The following is a 17,535-nucleotide window of genomic DNA, read 5'->3' as shown; positions in this document are numbered from 1 at the left end:
CGCTTTTATCTGGAGTAAAAGCTCTATTTTTTTGAAATAAATTTGCTTAATATTTGACGCGTGTACGGACACTCAGCTAACAACAAGATTTCAAAGGATAACTAAAATGAAAAAAACACTCTTATCATTGGCTGCATTTTCTGCATTTGGTTTTGCAGGTGTGGCACATGCAGAAAGGGTCGATATCTGTGTGTTTGACCTACTTGGTAAATCTGGCGAGTCTTTCCAGATGGCTCAGGAATGGGCGCTGGCAGCAAAAGGCTGGGGCGCAGATATCAATCTGATCGCCCGTCAGGATGAAGCCGTCGCTGACAATGATTTCAAGGCTGGCAAATGTGATGGTGTATTCATGACTGCTATGCGTGCCCGTCAATACAACAAGTTTGCTGGTTCAATCGATGCCTTAGGTGGCGCACCAAGTAATGCCATTGTGCAGCGTGCGATTAGCTTCGCTTTGGATAAGCGTAATGCGGCTAAAATGGTCACGACCATGGGCGGTAAAAAATATGAGGTGGCCGGGATTGCGCCACTGGGTTCAGCTTTTATCTTTGTGCGTGACAAAAATATTAACTCTATTGAAAAAGCAGCAGGCAAGAAGTTTGCAGTTCTTGGCTATGATGATGCGCAAAAAATCATGGTTCAACGTGTAGGTGCTCAGGCTGTAGTGTCTGATGTATCCAACTTCGTGGCCAAGTTTAATAATGGTCAGGTCGATATGGTGGGCGCACCGGCGTATGCGTACAAGCCACTCGAAATCTATAAAGGTTTGGGCAATAGCGGTGCGATGTTTAACTTCCCGGTACTGCATGTTACCTCTGACTTTGTGATTCGTCCGGAAAAATTCCCAGCTGGTTTCGGCCAGAAGTCTCGTGACTGGTTCATTAAAAATCTGCCTAAGAGCATGGCGATGATTAATCGTCTGGAAGCCGGTATTCCAGCGAAATATAAGCTGAATCTGAGTGCAGAAGATAAAACCAAGTACCAGAAGTTATTACGTGAAGGGCGTATGGATATGACCAAGCGTGGAATCTATGATGCCAGCATGATGTCGGTACTGAAACGTGCGCGTTGCTCTGTCGATAAAGCCAACTTTGAATGTTCACTTTCTGGTGAATAATTTGATTTTTAAGGAAAAAAGCTTAGATTTATCTAAGCTTTTTTTATATTAAACAAAGTCAGATCTGCCATTGCAGATCACAGCAAAGCAGTTAAGCTGATTAAAAATAATGCTTTCATGTTTAGTATAAAAAACAATAACATGTAGCACTTAAAGCAGATAACAAAAACAAGGCAATCAAGGAAAGCAAAATGATGCAGAGAGGATGGAAAGCCCTGGCTGTAGGTGCAGCACTCACGGCAGTTTCAGGTCTGGCGCAGGCTAAACAGGTGGTATGTGTATTCGATCTGGTCGGCAAAAATGGTGACGTCTATGCCGTAATGAAAGACTATCAGCTGGCCGCAAAAAACTGGGGTGCTGATATCGAGCTCAGGGTAAATACCAATGAAGCCGTCGTCGCAGAAGATTTTAAGGCCGGTAAATGTGACGGGATCAGTGTCACTGGTATGCGCGGCCGTCAGTTCAACCGATTTACCGGTTCACTCGATGCGATTGGCGCGATTCCAGATTTGAACCTGGCGGTAAAAGTCATGCAAGGCCTAGCAAGTCCGACCTTTGCCAAGCTCATGGTTCAAGGCAAATATGAAGTCGCAGGGGTGATTCCGGTAGGCGATGCCTTTCTGATGGTCAATGACCGAAGTATTAATACTGTGGCGAAAGCAGCAGGTAAAAAAATTGCTGTACTCGACTATGACGAAGCACAAAAAATCATGGTTCAACAAGTGGGTGCACAGGCAGTCAGCGCTGATGTGACCAACTTTGGCTCTAAATTTAACAATGGCCAGGTCGATATTATTGGTGCGCCAGCTGCCGTATTTAAACCATTAGAATTGCATAAAGGTTTGGGAAGCAAGGGTGCTATTGTGAATTATCCGGTGTTGCAGGTCACTGGTAATATCATTATTCGTCCGGATAAATTCCCGGCAGGATATGGACAAAAATCACGTGAATGGGTGAAGAGCCAGTTACCACGTGCTTTTGGTATTTTAGGTAAGATGAAGGCAGATATTCCATCTAAATACTGGATGGATATTCCGGAGGCAGATAAGCCAGGTTACCAAAAGCTGATGCGTGATTCGCGGATTGATCTGACCAAACGCGGTATTTATGACAAACGCATGATGAAGTTACTCTGGCAATTCCGCTGCAAGCAGAATCCGAAAAACTTCGAATGTGCATTACAGGATGAGAACTATAAACAATCCTGATAAAATTACTCTGATTTGACTTTTAATCTCTACAGACTGACCATATATTGAGTGTGTTATACTTGAAATATGGTCTTTTCTTTTTAAAGACATTCCATTCAACAGAGGAATCCGCCATGAATGCTCAAGCGCTTGTGCTCACCGACAATGCCGCAAATAAAGTACGCCAGTTGCGTGACAGTGAAGGTAACCAAGACTTAATGCTCCGTGTGTATGTCACCGGTGGCGGCTGTTCAGGTTTCTCTTATGGCTTTAACTTTGCAGAAAGCCAAAATGAAGATGATGCAGAATTCGTCAATGGTGATGTCAAAATGCTGGTTGATTCTCTGAGCTATCAATATCTGGTTGGTTCAGTGGTTGACTATGTTGAAGGTCTGGAAGGTTCACGTTTTGTGGTACAAAACCCGAATGCTACAACGACCTGTGGTTGTGGATCTTCATTCTCGATCTAATCCCTATTGAGTCGATAAAAAAGTCCTCATATGAGGACTTTTTTATGTCTGAAGAAAGCTTAGCTTTCCAGTTTGACCGCTTCAAGCAGGTCAAAAATCACTGTAGTGACATCCTGACTCAGTTCACGGTTATTAAATATCTCGTAGGCTGTAATGGTAATGTCTGTATCGCTCGGCAATAGACGTTGTTCCTCTTCAATTAAGTCATTGATCGGCAATAAGGTCTGTTTCACCTGCAGATGCAAAATATCCTTAAATTCAAGATTTTCATCATCCAGCTCGATCAGCTGTTCATTGAAATAAGGCAGCAAAATTGAATGAAGATAAGGTTGAATATCCTCGATATCAAAGATCTCGATATCACGGGTTTCATCAATCGTACTAATGTGGTCATTTACTTCAATTAAAATATGGTAGTAACTCACATGAATCTCCAAGAAAGTTGGCCTAAGACGTCCTACTGTTCTTCACAATAACATGAAATGAAACCAGGTTGTATTTTTACTAGCCTAAACACATAAATAATATAGGGAATTAAAACCTGAATTTTATCGGGTATACAACAAGGTCTTGTCTGCCGGACGCAGTCTGAAATCTTGCAGATTCTGTTCACCCAATACGGGATACATCAAGGCTTCCGGATCATTATGATGATAGAGGCCCAAGGCATGGCCCAGCTCATGTGCCAAAGTTAAACGTAAATCATCTTTGGCATCAAACTGGTAAATCTGGATCTTATCTCCCATAAAAATGCCTTTATGAAACTGGCGTGGGGGAAAGCGCTGCTGGGCCTGCTTGATATTTCGCTGATGACTTTGCACACTATTTTGATGAACAGAAACCTGCTGGTTAAATGAAGATAGCTGTGCCTGAAGATAGGCATATTCGCGCTTAAAACTTTCCAGTTTAGGCTTGAGCATTTCCATCTCATACTGAAGCTGTTCACGCTCGGCAGATGAGTTGGCCTGTTGACGGCGTTGCAATAGGGTTTGAAATTCAAATTCAAGCTGACTTTTTTGCTGGATCAGGCGTTGCTGCTGATCTTCCAGATTTTTTTGCGAAACTTGCAGATTGCTGACTTCACGCTGATATCTGGCTTCATCGGCAAGTAACTTTTTTTCGACCTTTTTAAAGGCTTCATAGTCCTGTTGGCGTTGATCATAGATCAGTTGAATGGCCAGCTGAGCATTCTCATCATAGACCATCAGATCATCGCGATTGGTCCCTTCATGCCAGATCTGAATCGCTTCCTGACCTAATTGAATGACCTCATCACGGGTCAGGCCAAAACCCGGATCGACTTGGTCAATCCGGAAACGTAGGCGGGTATCAAAAGGATGGGTCAAACGGTCAGCCAGGGAATTAAATTTTAATTGTGGATGGGTCTTGGTTTGTAGATGCAAAAACAGTGACACAATGAAAACGACAATCCCCAGAAAGCTTAAAAGACGCATAGTATTTTTTTAAATATTGTTTGGCTCAATGTAGCTAAAAAAACAGCAAAATCCTAGCGTCAGAGCGATAAAGAGTGGCAATAAAAACCGTGCTTATGCACGGTTCTGCTCAGGTTAGATTATGATTTTTTACCTTTCCACTGTTCAACCTGTCTTGGCATATTGGAATGATAAATAAAACCAAGGCCTATACCATTCAATAAGAAGATCATAAATTCAATTAAATATTTCAGATTATAGGAATGTCTGGTTTGGTGATTAAAGGCATACAGCGTGATTTCAGATTTAAAGATCTGGAAAATAATATAGCTCAGCAATCCAATACCTAGAATGATAAAACCTTTTCCAGAAGGGTAACGTTGAGGTACAGCCAGGATCAGCAACACAATGATGGCAATCAGAAAGCCTAAGGAAAAAGAAGCTTCAATTCCGAAGGTTTGCAGGTAATTAAAAGGTGCTAGTACCACATTCGGCGGTAAGATCAGAAGCAGATTGCCCATCGGGTAGAGCAGCATGATCGCAAGCCCGGAAGCCAGAAGAAAAAGCTTAATAAAATTCTGCATACATTTTTATTTTTAAGTTATTTATTTCATTATAGTTTAATTAAAAAAGATTCTATTGCCTATGCATTGAGCAAAAAAAAGACCGCATAAAATGCGGTCTTTTTCTCAAAGTGACAAATTATTTTTTGTCATCTTTTACTTCAGTGAATTCAGCATCAACTACGCCGTCATCTGCTTTTTGGGCTTGGCCTTCGCCGCCTTGGAATGCATTAGGATCGAAACCTTGTGCACCGCCTTGGCCTTGAGCTGCTTCATAAGCACGTTGAGTGATCGGCATAATAATGTTTTGCAATGCTTCAGTTTTCGCTTTGATTGCTTCAACATCATTTTCTTTCGTAGACGCTTCTAACTCAGAAACCGCAGTTTCGATTGCAGTTTTTTCGTCAGCAGTCACTTGTTCGCCAAGATCTTTTACTGCTTTTTGAGCAGAAGAAACTAGCGCATCCGCTTCGTTACGTGCTTTTGCAAGCTCTTCGAACTTACGGTCTTCTTCAGCATTCGCTTCAGCATCTTTGATCATTGCTTCGATTTCAGCATCAGACAAACCTGAGTTTGCTTTGATCTGGATAGATTGCTCTTTACCAGTGCTCTTATCTTTCGCAGATACTTTCAAGATACCATCCGCGTTGATGTCGAACGATACTTCAATTTGTGGCACACCACGTGGAGCAGGTGGGATGTCGCCTAACTGGAAGTTACCCAACAATTTGTTTTGTTGAGCCATTTTACGTTCACCTTGGTAAACTGAAATGTCTACAGCAGGCTGGTTGTCCGCAGCAGTTGAGAACACCTGAGATTTCTTCGCAGGAATCGTCGTGTTTTTCTCAATGATTGGAGTCAACACGCCACCCATGGTTTCAATGCCAAGAGTTAGTGGAGTTACGTCAAGAAGAAGTACGTCAGTTTTATCACCAGACAATACCGCACCTTGGATCGCAGCACCCATTGCGACTGCTTCGTCCGGGTTCACGTCTTTACGTGGCTCGCGACCGAAGAATTCTTGTACTTTTTGTTGTACAAGTGGCATACGAGACTGACCACCTACCAAAATTACGTCAGAGATGTCAGAAGTTGAAAGACCTGCATCTTTCAGCGCAATCTTACAAGGCTCGATGGTACGAGCTACAAGATCAGCAACTAAACCTTCAAGTTTTGCACGAGTTACATTGATCACTAAGTGTTTAGGACCAGTCGCATCTGCAGTGATGTATGGAAGGTTGATTTCAGTTGCGTTAGAAGAAGAAAGCTCGATTTTTGCTTTTTCAGCTGCTTCTTTCAGACGTTGTAACGCAAGTGGATCGTTCTTCAAGTTCACATTTTGTTCTTTCTTGAACTCTTCAACCAAGTAGTCGATCAATGCGTTATCGAAGTCTTCCCCACCAAGGAAGGTATCACCATTAGTTGATAACACTTCGATTTGCTGGTCGCCATCAAGGTCAGCAATTTCAATGATTGAAACGTCGAATGTACCACCACCCAAGTCGTATACCGCAACTTTACGGTCGCCTTCTTTCTTGTCCATACCGAACGCAAGCGCCGCAGCAGTTGGTTCGTTGATGATACGTTTAACTTCTAGGCCTGCAATTTTACCTGCATCCTTAGTTGCTTGACGTTGTGCATCGTTGAAGTAAGCAGGGACAGTAATCACCGCTTCAGTGACTGTTTCACCCAGGTAGTCTTCTGCAGTTTTCTTCATTTTTTTCAGAACTTCTGCAGAGATCTGTTGTGGAGCAAGTTTCTTGTCGTTTACTTCAACCCAAGCATCGCCATTGTCAGCTTTCAGGATTTTGTAAGGAACCAGACCGATATCTTTTTGTACTGCCTGGTCTTCATAACGACGACCGATCAGACGTTTGATCGCGAATAATGTGTTTTTAGGGTTGGTTACCGCTTGACGTTTAGCTGATTGACCAACAAGGATCTCGCCATCTTTGTACGCAATAATAGATGGAGTTGTACGTGCGCCTTCAGCGTTTTCGATAACTTTAACTTTGTCGCCTTCAAGTACTGCAACACATGAGTTTGTAGTACCTAAGTCAATACCAATGATTTTAGCCATTTGGATGTTTCCTCAAAAATTTTTTTGTGATTTACACTTGTTATCCGATATGAGAGCCGTTCAATTTTTTTCAAGTAAATTTTTAGAAAAAATTTCACAAACTCCCGATTTATTTCGCTTAAGCGCCAACCATGACCATTGCAGGACGTAATAAACGACCATTGAGGGCATAGCCTTTTTGCAAGACTGTACCGATTTCATTAGATTTGGCATTTGGATCAATACCGACTGCCTGATGCAATTCAGCATTAAAACCATTTGCGGTATCAACTGCGACTACACCAAATTTCTCTAGTGTATTGAGCAACGCTTTCAGCGTCAGTTCTACGCCTTCACGTAATGGGCCCTGTTCTTCCCCTGCAGCAACAATCGCGCGCTCCAGGTTATCTACTGTATCTAGCAGTTCTTTAGAGAACTTTTCCAGAACAGTGTCTTTATGCTTTTCTGATTCACGCTGGATACGTTCTACACTTTTTTGTGCTTCGTAAACTGCATTGGCAGTGCGTGCTTTTTCTAACTTTAAGTCACCTTCAAGTTGTGCAATCTGCTCTTGTAAAGATTCAACGGTAACTTCTACTTGCTCAGGTTCAGCTTGAGTTTGCTCTATCTCTTGTGTCGCTTGCTCTTGCTCAAGATCTTGAGCTTGTTCGTTCTGCTCAGTTGCCATTGATTTACTCCGTTTAAATGGGTTCTTAAACATGTACAGTCCTTGGGCGTCAGAGTTAACTGCGTTAATACTGAACTGCCATGATTGAAATTTTTAATTATTTAAAGAAATCGGGGCAGGGGCAAAAAATTCAAGCACAAGTACAGATTAATTTTAGGATTTATTTGGATTTAATGACTTTAATAAAAGCAGCATCGTATTTTTAGATAGAAATAATAATTTTTATCTGTTTTAAATATTTTTAAGACCGGTGCATCATAGCGTCATTAACAGCGACCTTGTTCTGAGGAGAGAGCTGAACCAGGTTGCTGTTGCCTTATTTTTTAAACTGTTTTTTCCAGTCGGATCCCTCACACAGGGTCCGGCTTTTTTTGTCCAGATTATTTTTTAGACATAAAAGCGATTAATAACCAAGCAATAAAGTATTACACAAAAAATGAGCAACGCTATATTATTCATTTCAGATTCTATCGCTGTAGTTTCTTCTCTTTTTTAGAAATGTGTTTTCGTGGCTTATCTTTTCTCTAGATAAGCCTTTTTTTGCCTGAGATTTGTTACGGTTTTTCGACTTATAAGATGGGATCATCTTAATCAAGACTATGCTGAGTGAAAACATTTCTTCTATTAAAAGAAAATAACTAGAATGAGATCAAAACCATAAAACTCAGTCCATAAAAAAGCCCTGATTTAAATCAGAGCTTCTCTGTTTATTTATATTCTGCCTAATCGCGACGATTACGTGGTCGCTGCTGTTCCTGTTTACGTCGCTGATCATTCCAGCGTGGATTATTGGAGCGGTTTTGCTGAACCCGTTTTCGCTGCTGTTCTGCCACATTCTTACGTTGTTCCAGCTGCTGGCGACGTTTACGTTCGGCCTGAGCCTGTTTCTGACGCTGATTACTCAGATTCTTGCGTTGCTGTTCCAGACGTTGTCGTTCCAGCTGAGTTTTACGACGATCCAGTTCTATTTGCCGACGCCGTTCCTGTTCCCAGTTACGCTGCTGAATATTTTTGCGACGTTCCAGTTCCAGTCTTTTACGCTGCTGTTCGTATTCCCAGCGTTGCCGGTCATAGCGACGGTCTTGATCATAACGATAATCATAACCTCGATCGCGACGGTCATAACGTCCATCATAATAACCATCATCAGGAAAAGCCACACAGCCTACGGCTAAAAATGCAGTGGCTAAAGATACCGTTATTATTTTTATCGCCATAAGCTATCTCCTTTTATACAGACTTCTACATTAAAGTCGCAAAAGTGCTGTAAAAATCTCACTTAAACTATCAATGACATTTGATTAAATTCAGGTTAGCGTATTTGGCAGATGAGCTATGTACATTGATATTAAGACTTATATAAGAATATGGTCACTAAAACCCTGATCATGTAGAAAAAATGAAGAATTATGGGAAAAGGATGAAAACTCATGGGTGCGAATAATCCGGTCACGAAATTTGTAATGGATAAGGAGCAGGGTGCTGCAGCACGTTTGCTGGATTGCCTGCCGAGCTTTGCACAAGAACGTCTGGTAAAAGCATTGGATTATCCTTATGACTATCCTGATTTGGATCCTTATATAAAATGCTTGATGGCGACTCAGATCAAACAGGGACAGCACAGTTTTATTAGTGAAGATGCGGTGCAATCACGTCAACTGTTTGATGAACGCATGAAAGCTATTCAGGCAAAACCGACACCGGTCAAGGCAGTCGAGGATCTGCGTCTGCCATTGCAAAATGGCACTATCTTTGCCCGACATTATCATCCGGCACCACAGAAAAAATTGCCGATGGTCATTTTCTATCATGGCGGTGCATTTATAGTGGGTGGTCTGGATACACATGATGAGTTCTGCCGTTTATTGGCGGTGCATGCCAAGGTGCAAGTGCTCAGCGTGGCTTATCCGCTAACGCCAGAATACAGTCCTTTGCAGATGGTACAGGTCTGTGAAGATGCTCTGGCTTGGGTACATCAAAACATCAAGCAGTTGAAAATCTATAAAAACCAGATTGTAGTGGCAGGGGATAGTGCAGGTGGAAATCTGGCGGCAGTGGTTGCGCAGCGGAGTGCCGATAAAATCTATGCGCCTCGCGCACAGTTATTGCTTTACCCGGCTGTCGATTTTAAAAGCCGTCATCCTTCTTTTTATGCATACAATCAAGGCTTGGTACTTTCAGCTCAGGATATTGATCTGGTGACCAAGCTATATGCTGAAACACATCAAGTCGAACTGGACGATCCGCTGATTTCACCGACCTATGGTGAACTGAAAAATCTGCCACCTGCCTATGTGATCACTGCCCGTCATGATGTGTTACATGATGAGGGTTCAATCTATGCACTGAAGTTACGTGAGAATGGGGTACGAGTGTATTATCAGGAATATACGGATCAGGCACATGGTTTTATCAATCTGACCCCAATTCATAAACGTTCGAAAAAGCAGGTCATCGAACTCAGCAAGAATTTCCGTAAATTTCTAGACAAAAAGATCTGATTCAAAAATAGATGTAAAAAAGGTGTTTCACGTGAAACACCTTTTTTATTTTTTATGGATCTTGGCTTCTGGAAAGACCAGATTGAATTTAGGCACATAAAAGCTTTGTAAATATTTAGCCTTAGAAAAATCCGGAAATATATTCTGAGTATCTTGCCACTCTGCCTGAGTAAGCTTGGATAAATAACCGCGGAATTGAGGGCTAAACTGATAATGTTGGGATTTCCAGGTTTGCCGGATTTTTAGCATGGAGCTTGGAAGATGATGACTATTTAAATAGAAGGAACGAGGAGATTTAGGTTTTTTAAGACGAAGCGTCATGCTTTGCCCACGATGAGTAATGCGACAAATCGTTTCCTGCCCCTGTTCTTGCCAATCAAACTCTGCATATTCTTTAGGAATGCCCCACAAGTGCTGACCATGCACAATAGATTCATGAGTAGAGACATAAATTTTCGGAATAGTCGAAAGACGCCGTCTGCTAATTAAAGGATGATCCATAATCAGCAATTCATCATAAGGACCCACAGGAGAATGATGATAGCGCACCAATAGAACCTGAACGACACGGCCGAGTGGAGATGGCGCAATCCGAAAACTCTGAAATTCACGAATGAAATGAGGGGTAATCCAGTAATTCAGAATAAAACCCTCCCCCTGCAAATGCCAGGGCGGAAATTGATGGACGCTTTTCTCCTGTAGTAATGCCCTGTAGTAATGCATGGCTCATTATTATTCTCTTGTCTTTAGTCGGCAGGTCACTGCATTATTAGTCATTAGTCATTAGTCATTAGTCATTAGTCATTAGTCATTAGTCATTAGTCATTAGTCATTAGTCATTAGTCATTAGTCATTAGTCATTAGTCATTAGTCATTAGTCATGAAAGATTAATATGTTGTGAATCTCAACCTTTCTTTATCAGTAGATGAGTTAAAAAATGTTAAAAAAATCATTATCTGCTATCGCGTTGATCGCATTTAGCTTGCCAAGTTTTGCTGCCAATACCCTGATCGAGATGAAGACCTCATCCGGTAATATCGAAATTGAACTCTTTAATGACAAAGCACCGATTACGGTGAAAAACTTTGAAGAATATGTCAAAAGCAACTTCTATACAGGAACCATCTTCCATCGGGTTATTCCAGGCTTCATGATTCAGGGCGGAGGCTTTGATCTCAACATGCAGGAAAAAGCCAATAATAAAGCTTCAATCAAGAATGAATCAGATAATGGTTTGCAAAACAAACGTGGCACTTTGGCCATGGCACGTACCAATGATCCTAATTCGGCTAAAGCGCAGTTTTTTATTAACCTGGTAGATAACAGTTTTCTGGACCGTTCACCAAGAAATGCTGGATATGCGGTATTTGGGCGGGTTACTAAAGGTATGGAGGTAGTCGATAAGATCGCTCAAGTACCTACTCAGAACTATGGCATGCATCAGGACGTCCCGAAAACAGCAGTAAAAATTAACAGTGTGACTATTAAAGCACCAAGCGTGAAAAAGTAAGTGAAAAATAAAACATAAATGTTTTGTTTATATTTTCTTTGGAATATTATGAACTTATGTAACAATTGGTAGAAAAATGAACCAATTTGGTGCATAAAAATGAAACAGTCATGATTGGTGTGCGTTAAAAGCACTTGCTTGTGTAGGAAATTGCCCTATAATGAGCTCATACCGACGAGATAGACGGAAACGAACGAAGCAGATTGCTGAGTTGTTAAGTTTATCGGAGTCCAGCTTCTGGCATTGACGAGATGTTAGAAAGATCATTAAGAGATTATGAAGAACAACTTGTGTGGATTTTTACTGGTTGATTGATCGAAATTATTTTCATTGATTGAATGGTAGAAATTACTCGAAGTTTATTTGAGCGAAATTTAAGTCAGGAAATTGATGAGCCAAGTTTAAGAGTTTTACTTATAAAACTCGAAATGATTTTAACTGAAGAGTTTGATCATGGCTCAGATTGAACGCTGGCGGCAGGCTTAACACATGCAAGTCGAGCGGGGATAGGGTGCTTGCACCTGATTCCTAGCGGCGGACGGGTGAGTAATGCTTAGGAATCTGCCTATTAGTGGGGGACAACGTTCCGAAAGGGACGCTAATACCGCATACGTCCTACGGGAGAAAGCAGGGGATCTTCGGACCTTGCGCTAATAGATGAGCCTAAGTCGGATTAGCTAGTTGGTGGGGTAAAGGCCTACCAAGGCGACGATCTGTAGCGGGTCTGAGAGGATGATCCGCCACACTGGGACTGAGACACGGCCCAGACTCCTACGGGAGGCAGCAGTGGGGAATATTGGACAATGGGGGGAACCCTGATCCAGCCATGCCGCGTGTGTGAAGAAGGCCTTTTGGTTGTAAAGCACTTTAAGCGAGGAGGAGGCTTACCTGGTTAATACCTGGGATAAGTGGACGTTACTCGCAGAATAAGCACCGGCTAACTCTGTGCCAGCAGCCGCGGTAATACAGAGGGTGCAAGCGTTAATCGGATTTACTGGGCGTAAAGCGCGCGTAGGTGGCTAATTAAGTCAAATGTGAAATCCCCGAGCTTAACTTGGGAATTGCATTCGATACTGGTTAGCTAGAGTATGGGAGAGGATGGTAGAATTCCAGGTGTAGCGGTGAAATGCGTAGAGATCTGGAGGAATACCGATGGCGAAGGCAGCCATCTGGCCTAATACTGACACTGAGGTGCGAAAGCATGGGGAGCAAACAGGATTAGATACCCTGGTAGTCCATGCCGTAAACGATGTCTACTAGCCGTTGGGGCCCTTGAGGCTTTAGTGGCGCAGCTAACGCGATAAGTAGACCGCCTGGGGAGTACGGTCGCAAGACTAAAACTCAAATGAATTGACGGGGGCCCGCACAAGCGGTGGAGCATGTGGTTTAATTCGATGCAACGCGAAGAACCTTACCTGGCCTTGACATACAGAGAACTTTCCAGAGATGGATTGGTGCCTTCGGGAACTCTGATACAGGTGCTGCATGGCTGTCGTCAGCTCGTGTCGTGAGATGTTGGGTTAAGTCCCGCAACGAGCGCAACCCTTTTCCTTATTTGCCAGCACTTTGGGTGGGAACTTTAAGGATACTGCCAGTGACAAACTGGAGGAAGGCGGGGACGACGTCAAGTCATCATGGCCCTTACGGCCAGGGCTACACACGTGCTACAATGGTCGGTACAAAGGGTTGCTACTGCGCGAGCAGATGCTAATCTCAAAAAGCCGATCGTAGTCCGGATCGCAGTCTGCAACTCGACTGCGTGAAGTCGGAATCGCTAGTAATCGCGGATCAGAATGCCGCGGTGAATACGTTCCCGGGCCTTGTACACACCGCCCGTCACACCATGGGAGTTTGTTGCACCAGAAGTAGGTAGTCTAACCTTAGGGAGGACGCTTACCACGGTGTGGCCGATGACTGGGGTGAAGTCGTAACAAGGTAGCCGTAGGGGAACCTGCGGCTGGATCACCTCCTTAACGAAAGATTGACGATTGGTAAGAATCCACAACAAGTTGTTCTTCATGACGATGTATCTGAGGGTCTGTAGCTCAGTTGGTTAGAGCACACGCTTGATAAGCGTGGGGTCACAAGTTCAAGTCTTGTCAGACCCACCATCTGCCAGAAAACAGAAAATCAGAACATTGACTTATTGATAAGCTGGGGACTTAGCTTAGTTGGTAGAGCGCCTGCTTTGCACGCAGGAGGTCAGGAGTTCGACTCTCCTAGTCTCCACCACTCATTGCGATGCAATGAGTTAAACATTAAGCAAACGGTTTGATAGCTTATAGAGCTTAGTAAGAAAGCGGCGTATAATACGCGGCATTGTTATTAATCTCTGTGATTTATCACAGTAATGCAGTCCGACGAGGATGCATTAAATCATTAACAGAATATATTTGAGTTGAAATAATTTGTTCATACTCATGAAAGAGCGGAAACGAAAGATCGCAAGATTGATTGTTGAAGTGATTGAATGAGAACTAGCGAAATTAACTGAATCAAGCGTTTTGGTATATGAATCTAATTGAAGCTGTACGGTAGTTAAATCTACGAGACACCAACTGTATGAGAGTGATGAGTAATCATCATAATCTGTTGCTTATCTTACTTGTGGGATAAACGACTGTTTGGGGTTGTATAGTCAAGTAATTAAGTGCATGTGGTGGATGCCTTGGCAGTCAGAGGCGAAGAAAGACGTGATAGCCTGCGAAAAGCTCCGGGGAGGCGGCAAATATCCTGTGATCCGGAGATGTCTGAATGGGGGAACCCACCGGCTATAAGGTCGGTATCATAAACTGAATACATAGGTTTATGAGGCGAACGCGGAGAAGTGAAACATCTCAGTATCCGTAGGAAAAGAAATCAATTGAGATTCCCTCAGTAGCGGCGAGCGAAAGGGGAACAGCCCATTAAGTCATATCAGTTTTAGTGGAATGCTCTGGGAAGTGCAACCATAGTGGGTGATAGTCCTGTACACGAAAGGGCTGATATGATGATGTCGAGTAGGGCGAGGCACGTGAAACCTTGTCTGAATATAGGGGGACCATCCTCTAAGGCTAAATACTCCTGACTGACCGATAGTGAACCAGTACCGTGAGGGAAAGGCGAAAAGAACCCCTGTGAGGGGAGTGAAATAGATCCTGAAACCGCATGCATACAAGCAGTGGGAGCCACTTTGTGTGGTGACTGCGTACCTTTTGTATAATGGGTCAGCGACTTATATTCAGTAGCGAGGTTAACCGCATAGGGGAGCCGTAGAGAAATCGAGTCTTAATAGGGCGTTTAGTTGCTGGGTATAGACCCGAAACCGGGTGATCTATCCATGAGCAGGTTGAAGGTTGGGTAACACTAACTGGAGGACCGAACCCACTGTCGTTGAAAAGCCAGGGGATGACTTGTGGATAGGGGTGAAAGGCTAATCAAACTCGGTGATAGCTGGTTCTCCCCGAAAGCTATTTAGGTAGCGCCTCGGACGAATACCATTGGGGGTAGAGCACTGTTTCGGCTAGGGGGTCATCCCGACTTACCAAACCGATGCAAACTCCGAATACCAATGAGTACTATCCGGGAGACAGACTGCGGGTGCTAACGTCCGTAGTCAAGAGGAAAACAATCCAGACCGCCAGCTAAGGTCCCTAAATCATAGTTAAGTGGGAAACGATGTGGGAAGGCATAGACAGCTAGGAGGTTGGCTTAGAAGCAGCCACCCTTTAAAGAAAGCGTAATAGCTCACTAGTCGAGTCGGCCTGCGCGGAAGATGTAACGGGGCTAAAACTATGTACCGAAGCTGCGGATTTGCAATTTATTGCAAGTGGTAGGGGAGCGTTCTGTAAGCCGATGAAGGTGGATTGAGAAGTCTGCTGGAGGTATCAGAAGTGCGAATGCTGACGTGAGTAACGACAAAACGGGTGAAAAACCCGTTCGCTGAAAGACCAAGGGTTCCAGTCCAACGTTAATCGGGGCTGGGTGAGTCGACCCCTAAGGCGAGGCCGAGAGGCGTAGTCGATGGGAAATTGGTTAATATTCCAATACTTCAGTGTAATGCGATGAGAGGACGGAGAAGGTTAAGTCAGCCTGGCGTTGGTTGTCCAGGTGGAAGACAGTAGGCATGCATCTTAGGCAAATCCGGGGTGCTCTATGCTGAGAGTTGATAGCAAGCCAGTTTACTGGTGAAGTGGCTGATACCATACTTCCAGGAAAAGTCTCTAAGCTTCAGTTACACTGGAATCGTACCCGAAACCGACACAGGTGGTCAGGTCGAGTAGACCAAAGCGCTTGAGAGAACTCTGCTGAAGGAACTAGGCAAAATGGTACCGTAACTTCGGGAGAAGGTACGCTGCCGGCGGTGATAGGACTTGCTCCTTGAGCTGTTGGCAGCCTCAGAAACCAGGCCGCTGCAACTGTTTATTAAAAACATAGCACTCTGCAAACACGAAAGTGGACGTATAGGGTGTGATGCCTGCCCGGTGCTGGAAGGTTAATTGATGGGGTTAGCGTAAGCGAAGCTCTTGATCGAAGCCCCAGTAAACGGCGGCCGTAACTATAACGGTCCTAAGGTAGCGAAATTCCTTGTCGGGTAAGTTCCGACCTGCACGAATGGCATAATGATGGCGGCGCTGTCTCCAGCAGAGGCTCAGTGAAATCGAATTCGCCGTGAAGATGCGGTGTACCCGCGGCTAGACGGAAAGACCCCGTGAACCTTTACTGCAGCTTGACATTGAACTTTGATCTTACTTGTGTAGGATAGGTGGGAGGCTTTGAAGTGGTGACGCTAGTTGCCATGGAGCCATCCTTGAAATACCACCCTGGTAATATTGAGGTTCTAACTCTGCTCCCTGATCGGGAGCGAGGACCATGTCTGGTGGGTAGTTTGACTGGGGCGGTCTCCTCCTAAAGAGTAACGGAGGAGTACGAAGGTGCGCTCAGCGTGGTCGGAAATCACGCGTAGAGTATAAAGGCAAAAGCGCGCTTAACTGCGAGACCCACAAGTCGAGCAGGTACGAAAGTAGGTCTTAGTGATCCGGTGGTTCTGTATGGAAGGGCCATCGCTCAACGGATAAAAGGTACTCTGGGGATAACAGGCTGATACCGCCCAAGAGTTCATATCGACGGCGGTGTTTGGCACCTCGATGTCGGCTCATCTCATCCTGGGGCTGAAGCAGGTCCCAAGGGTATGGCTGTTCGCCATTTAAAGAGGTACGCGAGCTGGGTTTAGAACGTCGTGAGACAGTTCGGTCCCTATCTACCGTGGGCGCTGGAAATTTGAGAGGATCTGCTCCTAGTACGAGAGGACCAGAGTGGACGAACCTCTGGTGTACCGGTTGTGACGCCAGTCGCATCGCCGGGTAGCTATGTTCGGAAGGGATAACCGCTGAAAGCATCTAAGCGGGAAGCCTACCTCAAGATAAGATTTCCCCGAGACTTTATGTCTCCTAAAGAGCCGTTGAAGACTACGACGTTGATAGGTTGGATGTGGAAGCATAGCGATATGTGAAGCTGACCAATACTAATTGCTCGTGAGGCTTGACTATACAACACCCAAGCAGTTGTATATAAAGCGTCAATTGATTTCATATTGATCTAACGATCAGACGAAGCCTTGATTTAGTTAAGCTAATCGAACAAATGAGAGTATAATTAAGCACTGCTTAGTTCTACTCGCAAGAACTCAGATATTCTGTTAATAACTCATTTGGAAAAAGCATTGGCATACACTGAAAAGTGAGACATAAGACCAAAGCAAGTATCCATAAACAGTTGTGCTGGCGACCATAGCAAGAGTGAACCACCTGATCCCTTCCCGAACTCAGAAGTGAAACCTCTTAGCGCTGATGGTAGTGTGGGGTCTCCCATGTGAGAGTAAGTCATCGCCAGCTCATTATTCCAAAAGCCCTCTGCTATCGCAGGGGGCTTTTTTTATATATAACATATAAACCTTTTTTTATCTTTAACGACTAATTTTTTACGGCTGTATAATCTCTGATCAGCTGTAAAATGTTATACTAC

At 43.9% G+C, this 17,535-nt stretch carries 12 protein-coding genes, 2 tRNA genes and 3 rRNA genes; 10 read left to right on the top strand and 7 right to left on the bottom strand.

Annotated features, from left to right (window positions below):
• Nucleotides 1-106: 106 nt before the first annotated feature.
• From C3F22_RS14355 to erpA, 3 genes are all read left to right on the top strand, one after another.
• On the top strand, nucleotides 107-1,117 hold the full coding sequence (locus C3F22_RS14355) for a putative solute-binding protein (protein WP_104426788.1): 1,011 nt from the start codon (nucleotides 107-109) through the stop codon (nucleotides 1,115-1,117).
• Between the two features lie 194 nt (nucleotides 1,118-1,311).
• Complete coding sequence (locus tag C3F22_RS14350; protein WP_104427028.1) at nucleotides 1,312-2,325, top strand: putative solute-binding protein; 1,014 nt, start codon at nucleotides 1,312-1,314, stop codon at nucleotides 2,323-2,325.
• Between the two features lie 116 nt (nucleotides 2,326-2,441).
• A complete protein-coding gene (erpA, locus tag C3F22_RS14345) occupies nucleotides 2,442-2,777 on the top strand; it encodes an iron-sulfur cluster insertion protein ErpA (RefSeq protein ID WP_004780362.1) in 336 nt (111 codons plus the stop codon).
• Between the two features lie 59 nt (nucleotides 2,778-2,836).
• Here the strand turns inward: erpA and C3F22_RS14340 are convergent, their stop codons facing one another.
• The 6 genes from C3F22_RS14340 to C3F22_RS14315 form a co-directional block, all read right to left on the bottom strand.
• Complete coding sequence (locus C3F22_RS14340; protein WP_162835342.1) at nucleotides 2,837-3,214, bottom strand: hypothetical protein; 378 nt, start codon at nucleotides 3,212-3,214, stop codon at nucleotides 2,837-2,839.
• Between the two features lie 111 nt (nucleotides 3,215-3,325).
• A complete protein-coding gene (locus C3F22_RS14335; RefSeq protein ID WP_104426787.1) occupies nucleotides 3,326-4,231 on the bottom strand; it encodes a matrixin family metalloprotease in 906 nt (301 codons plus the stop codon).
• Nucleotides 4,232-4,350: 119 nt separating this feature from the next.
• Nucleotides 4,351-4,746 (bottom strand): hypothetical protein, encoded by a 396-nt coding sequence (locus tag C3F22_RS14330; protein WP_228127210.1) that lies wholly within the window; start codon nucleotides 4,744-4,746, stop codon nucleotides 4,351-4,353.
• A 166-nt stretch (nucleotides 4,747-4,912) separates the two neighbouring features.
• The gene (dnaK, locus tag C3F22_RS14325) at nucleotides 4,913-6,853 is read right to left on the bottom strand and encodes a molecular chaperone DnaK (RefSeq protein WP_104426786.1); all 1,941 of its coding nucleotides are present in this window, start codon (nucleotides 6,851-6,853) and stop codon (nucleotides 4,913-4,915) included.
• Nucleotides 6,854-6,971: 118 nt separating this feature from the next.
• Nucleotides 6,972-7,520 carry a nucleotide exchange factor GrpE gene (grpE, locus tag C3F22_RS14320; RefSeq protein WP_104427027.1) on the bottom strand — a complete coding sequence of 183 codons (549 nt, stop codon included), beginning with the start codon at nucleotides 7,518-7,520 and terminating at the stop codon, nucleotides 6,972-6,974.
• A gap of 722 nt (nucleotides 7,521-8,242) precedes the next feature.
• The gene (locus tag C3F22_RS14315; protein WP_104426785.1) at nucleotides 8,243-8,737 is read right to left on the bottom strand and encodes a hypothetical protein; all 495 of its coding nucleotides are present in this window, start codon (nucleotides 8,735-8,737) and stop codon (nucleotides 8,243-8,245) included.
• A 213-nt stretch (nucleotides 8,738-8,950) separates the two neighbouring features.
• On the opposite strand from C3F22_RS14315, the gene C3F22_RS14310 reads away from it, so the two are divergent.
• The gene (locus C3F22_RS14310; RefSeq protein ID WP_104426784.1) at nucleotides 8,951-10,021 is read left to right on the top strand and encodes an alpha/beta hydrolase; all 1,071 of its coding nucleotides are present in this window, start codon (nucleotides 8,951-8,953) and stop codon (nucleotides 10,019-10,021) included.
• A gap of 45 nt (nucleotides 10,022-10,066) precedes the next feature.
• Here C3F22_RS14310 and C3F22_RS14305 read toward each other — a convergent pair whose 3' ends face one another.
• Nucleotides 10,067-10,744: an acetoacetate decarboxylase family protein gene (locus tag C3F22_RS14305; RefSeq protein ID WP_104426783.1), complete on the bottom strand. Its 678-nt coding sequence runs from the start codon at nucleotides 10,742-10,744 to the stop codon at nucleotides 10,067-10,069.
• Between the two features lie 215 nt (nucleotides 10,745-10,959).
• Between C3F22_RS14305 and C3F22_RS14300 the strand changes: the two genes are divergently transcribed.
• The 6 genes from C3F22_RS14300 (at nucleotide 10,960) to rrf (ending at nucleotide 17,405) form a co-directional block, all read left to right on the top strand.
• Nucleotides 10,960-11,532, top strand: a complete 573-nt coding sequence (locus tag C3F22_RS14300) for a peptidylprolyl isomerase (protein ID WP_104426782.1) — start codon at nucleotides 10,960-10,962, stop codon at nucleotides 11,530-11,532.
• Nucleotides 11,533-11,967: 435 nt separating this feature from the next.
• A 16S ribosomal RNA gene (locus C3F22_RS14295) occupies nucleotides 11,968-13,505 on the top strand.
• A gap of 61 nt (nucleotides 13,506-13,566) precedes the next feature.
• Nucleotides 13,567-13,643 (top strand) — tRNA-Ile (locus C3F22_RS14290).
• 45 nt (nucleotides 13,644-13,688) lie between these two features.
• A tRNA-Ala gene (locus C3F22_RS14285) sits at nucleotides 13,689-13,764 on the top strand.
• Nucleotides 13,765-14,168: 404 nt separating this feature from the next.
• Nucleotides 14,169-17,060, top strand: a 23S ribosomal RNA gene (locus C3F22_RS14280).
• Nucleotides 17,061-17,290: 230 nt separating this feature from the next.
• Nucleotides 17,291-17,405, top strand: a 5S ribosomal RNA gene (gene rrf / locus C3F22_RS14275).
• Together the 16S, 23S and 5S rRNA genes with 2 tRNA genes alongside form the textbook arrangement of a ribosomal RNA operon.
• Nucleotides 17,406-17,535 lie beyond the last annotated feature (130 nt).

Source organism: Acinetobacter sp. ACNIH1, assembly GCF_002934695.1.
GTDB lineage: Bacteria > Pseudomonadota > Gammaproteobacteria > Pseudomonadales > Moraxellaceae > Acinetobacter > Acinetobacter variabilis.
The sequence above is the reverse complement of the archived record's forward strand: the minus strand, read 5'-3'. Positions and strand labels throughout refer to the sequence as shown.

What these genes read in the sequence shown, in the direction of transcription:
- C3F22_RS14330 (WP_228127210.1), bottom strand. Translation starts at nt 4,746, where the DNA reads ATGCTGCTCTACCCGATGGGCAATCTGCTTCTGATCTTACCGCCGAAT.
- C3F22_RS14310 (WP_104426784.1), top strand. Translation starts at nt 8,951, where the DNA reads ATGGGTGCGAATAATCCGGTCACGAAATTTGTAATGGATAAGGAGCAG.
- C3F22_RS14355 (WP_104426788.1), top strand. Translation starts at nt 107, where the DNA reads ATGAAAAAAACACTCTTATCATTGGCTGCATTTTCTGCATTTGGTTTT.
- erpA (WP_004780362.1), top strand. Translation starts at nt 2,442, where the DNA reads ATGAATGCTCAAGCGCTTGTGCTCACCGACAATGCCGCAAATAAAGTA.
- C3F22_RS14335 (WP_104426787.1), bottom strand. Translation starts at nt 4,231, where the DNA reads ATGCGTCTTTTAAGCTTTCTGGGGATTGTCGTTTTCATTGTGTCACTG.
- C3F22_RS14315 (WP_104426785.1), bottom strand. Translation starts at nt 8,737, where the DNA reads ATGGCGATAAAAATAATAACGGTATCTTTAGCCACTGCATTTTTAGCC.
- grpE (WP_104427027.1), bottom strand. Translation starts at nt 7,520, where the DNA reads ATGGCAACTGAGCAGAACGAACAAGCTCAAGATCTTGAGCAAGAGCAA.
- C3F22_RS14350 (WP_104427028.1), top strand. Translation starts at nt 1,312, where the DNA reads ATGCAGAGAGGATGGAAAGCCCTGGCTGTAGGTGCAGCACTCACGGCA.
- dnaK (WP_104426786.1), bottom strand. Translation starts at nt 6,853, where the DNA reads ATGGCTAAAATCATTGGTATTGACTTAGGTACTACAAACTCATGTGTT.
- C3F22_RS14305 (WP_104426783.1), bottom strand. Translation starts at nt 10,744, where the DNA reads ATGCATTACTACAGGGCATTACTACAGGAGAAAAGCGTCCATCAATTT.
- C3F22_RS14300 (WP_104426782.1), top strand. Translation starts at nt 10,960, where the DNA reads ATGTTAAAAAAATCATTATCTGCTATCGCGTTGATCGCATTTAGCTTG.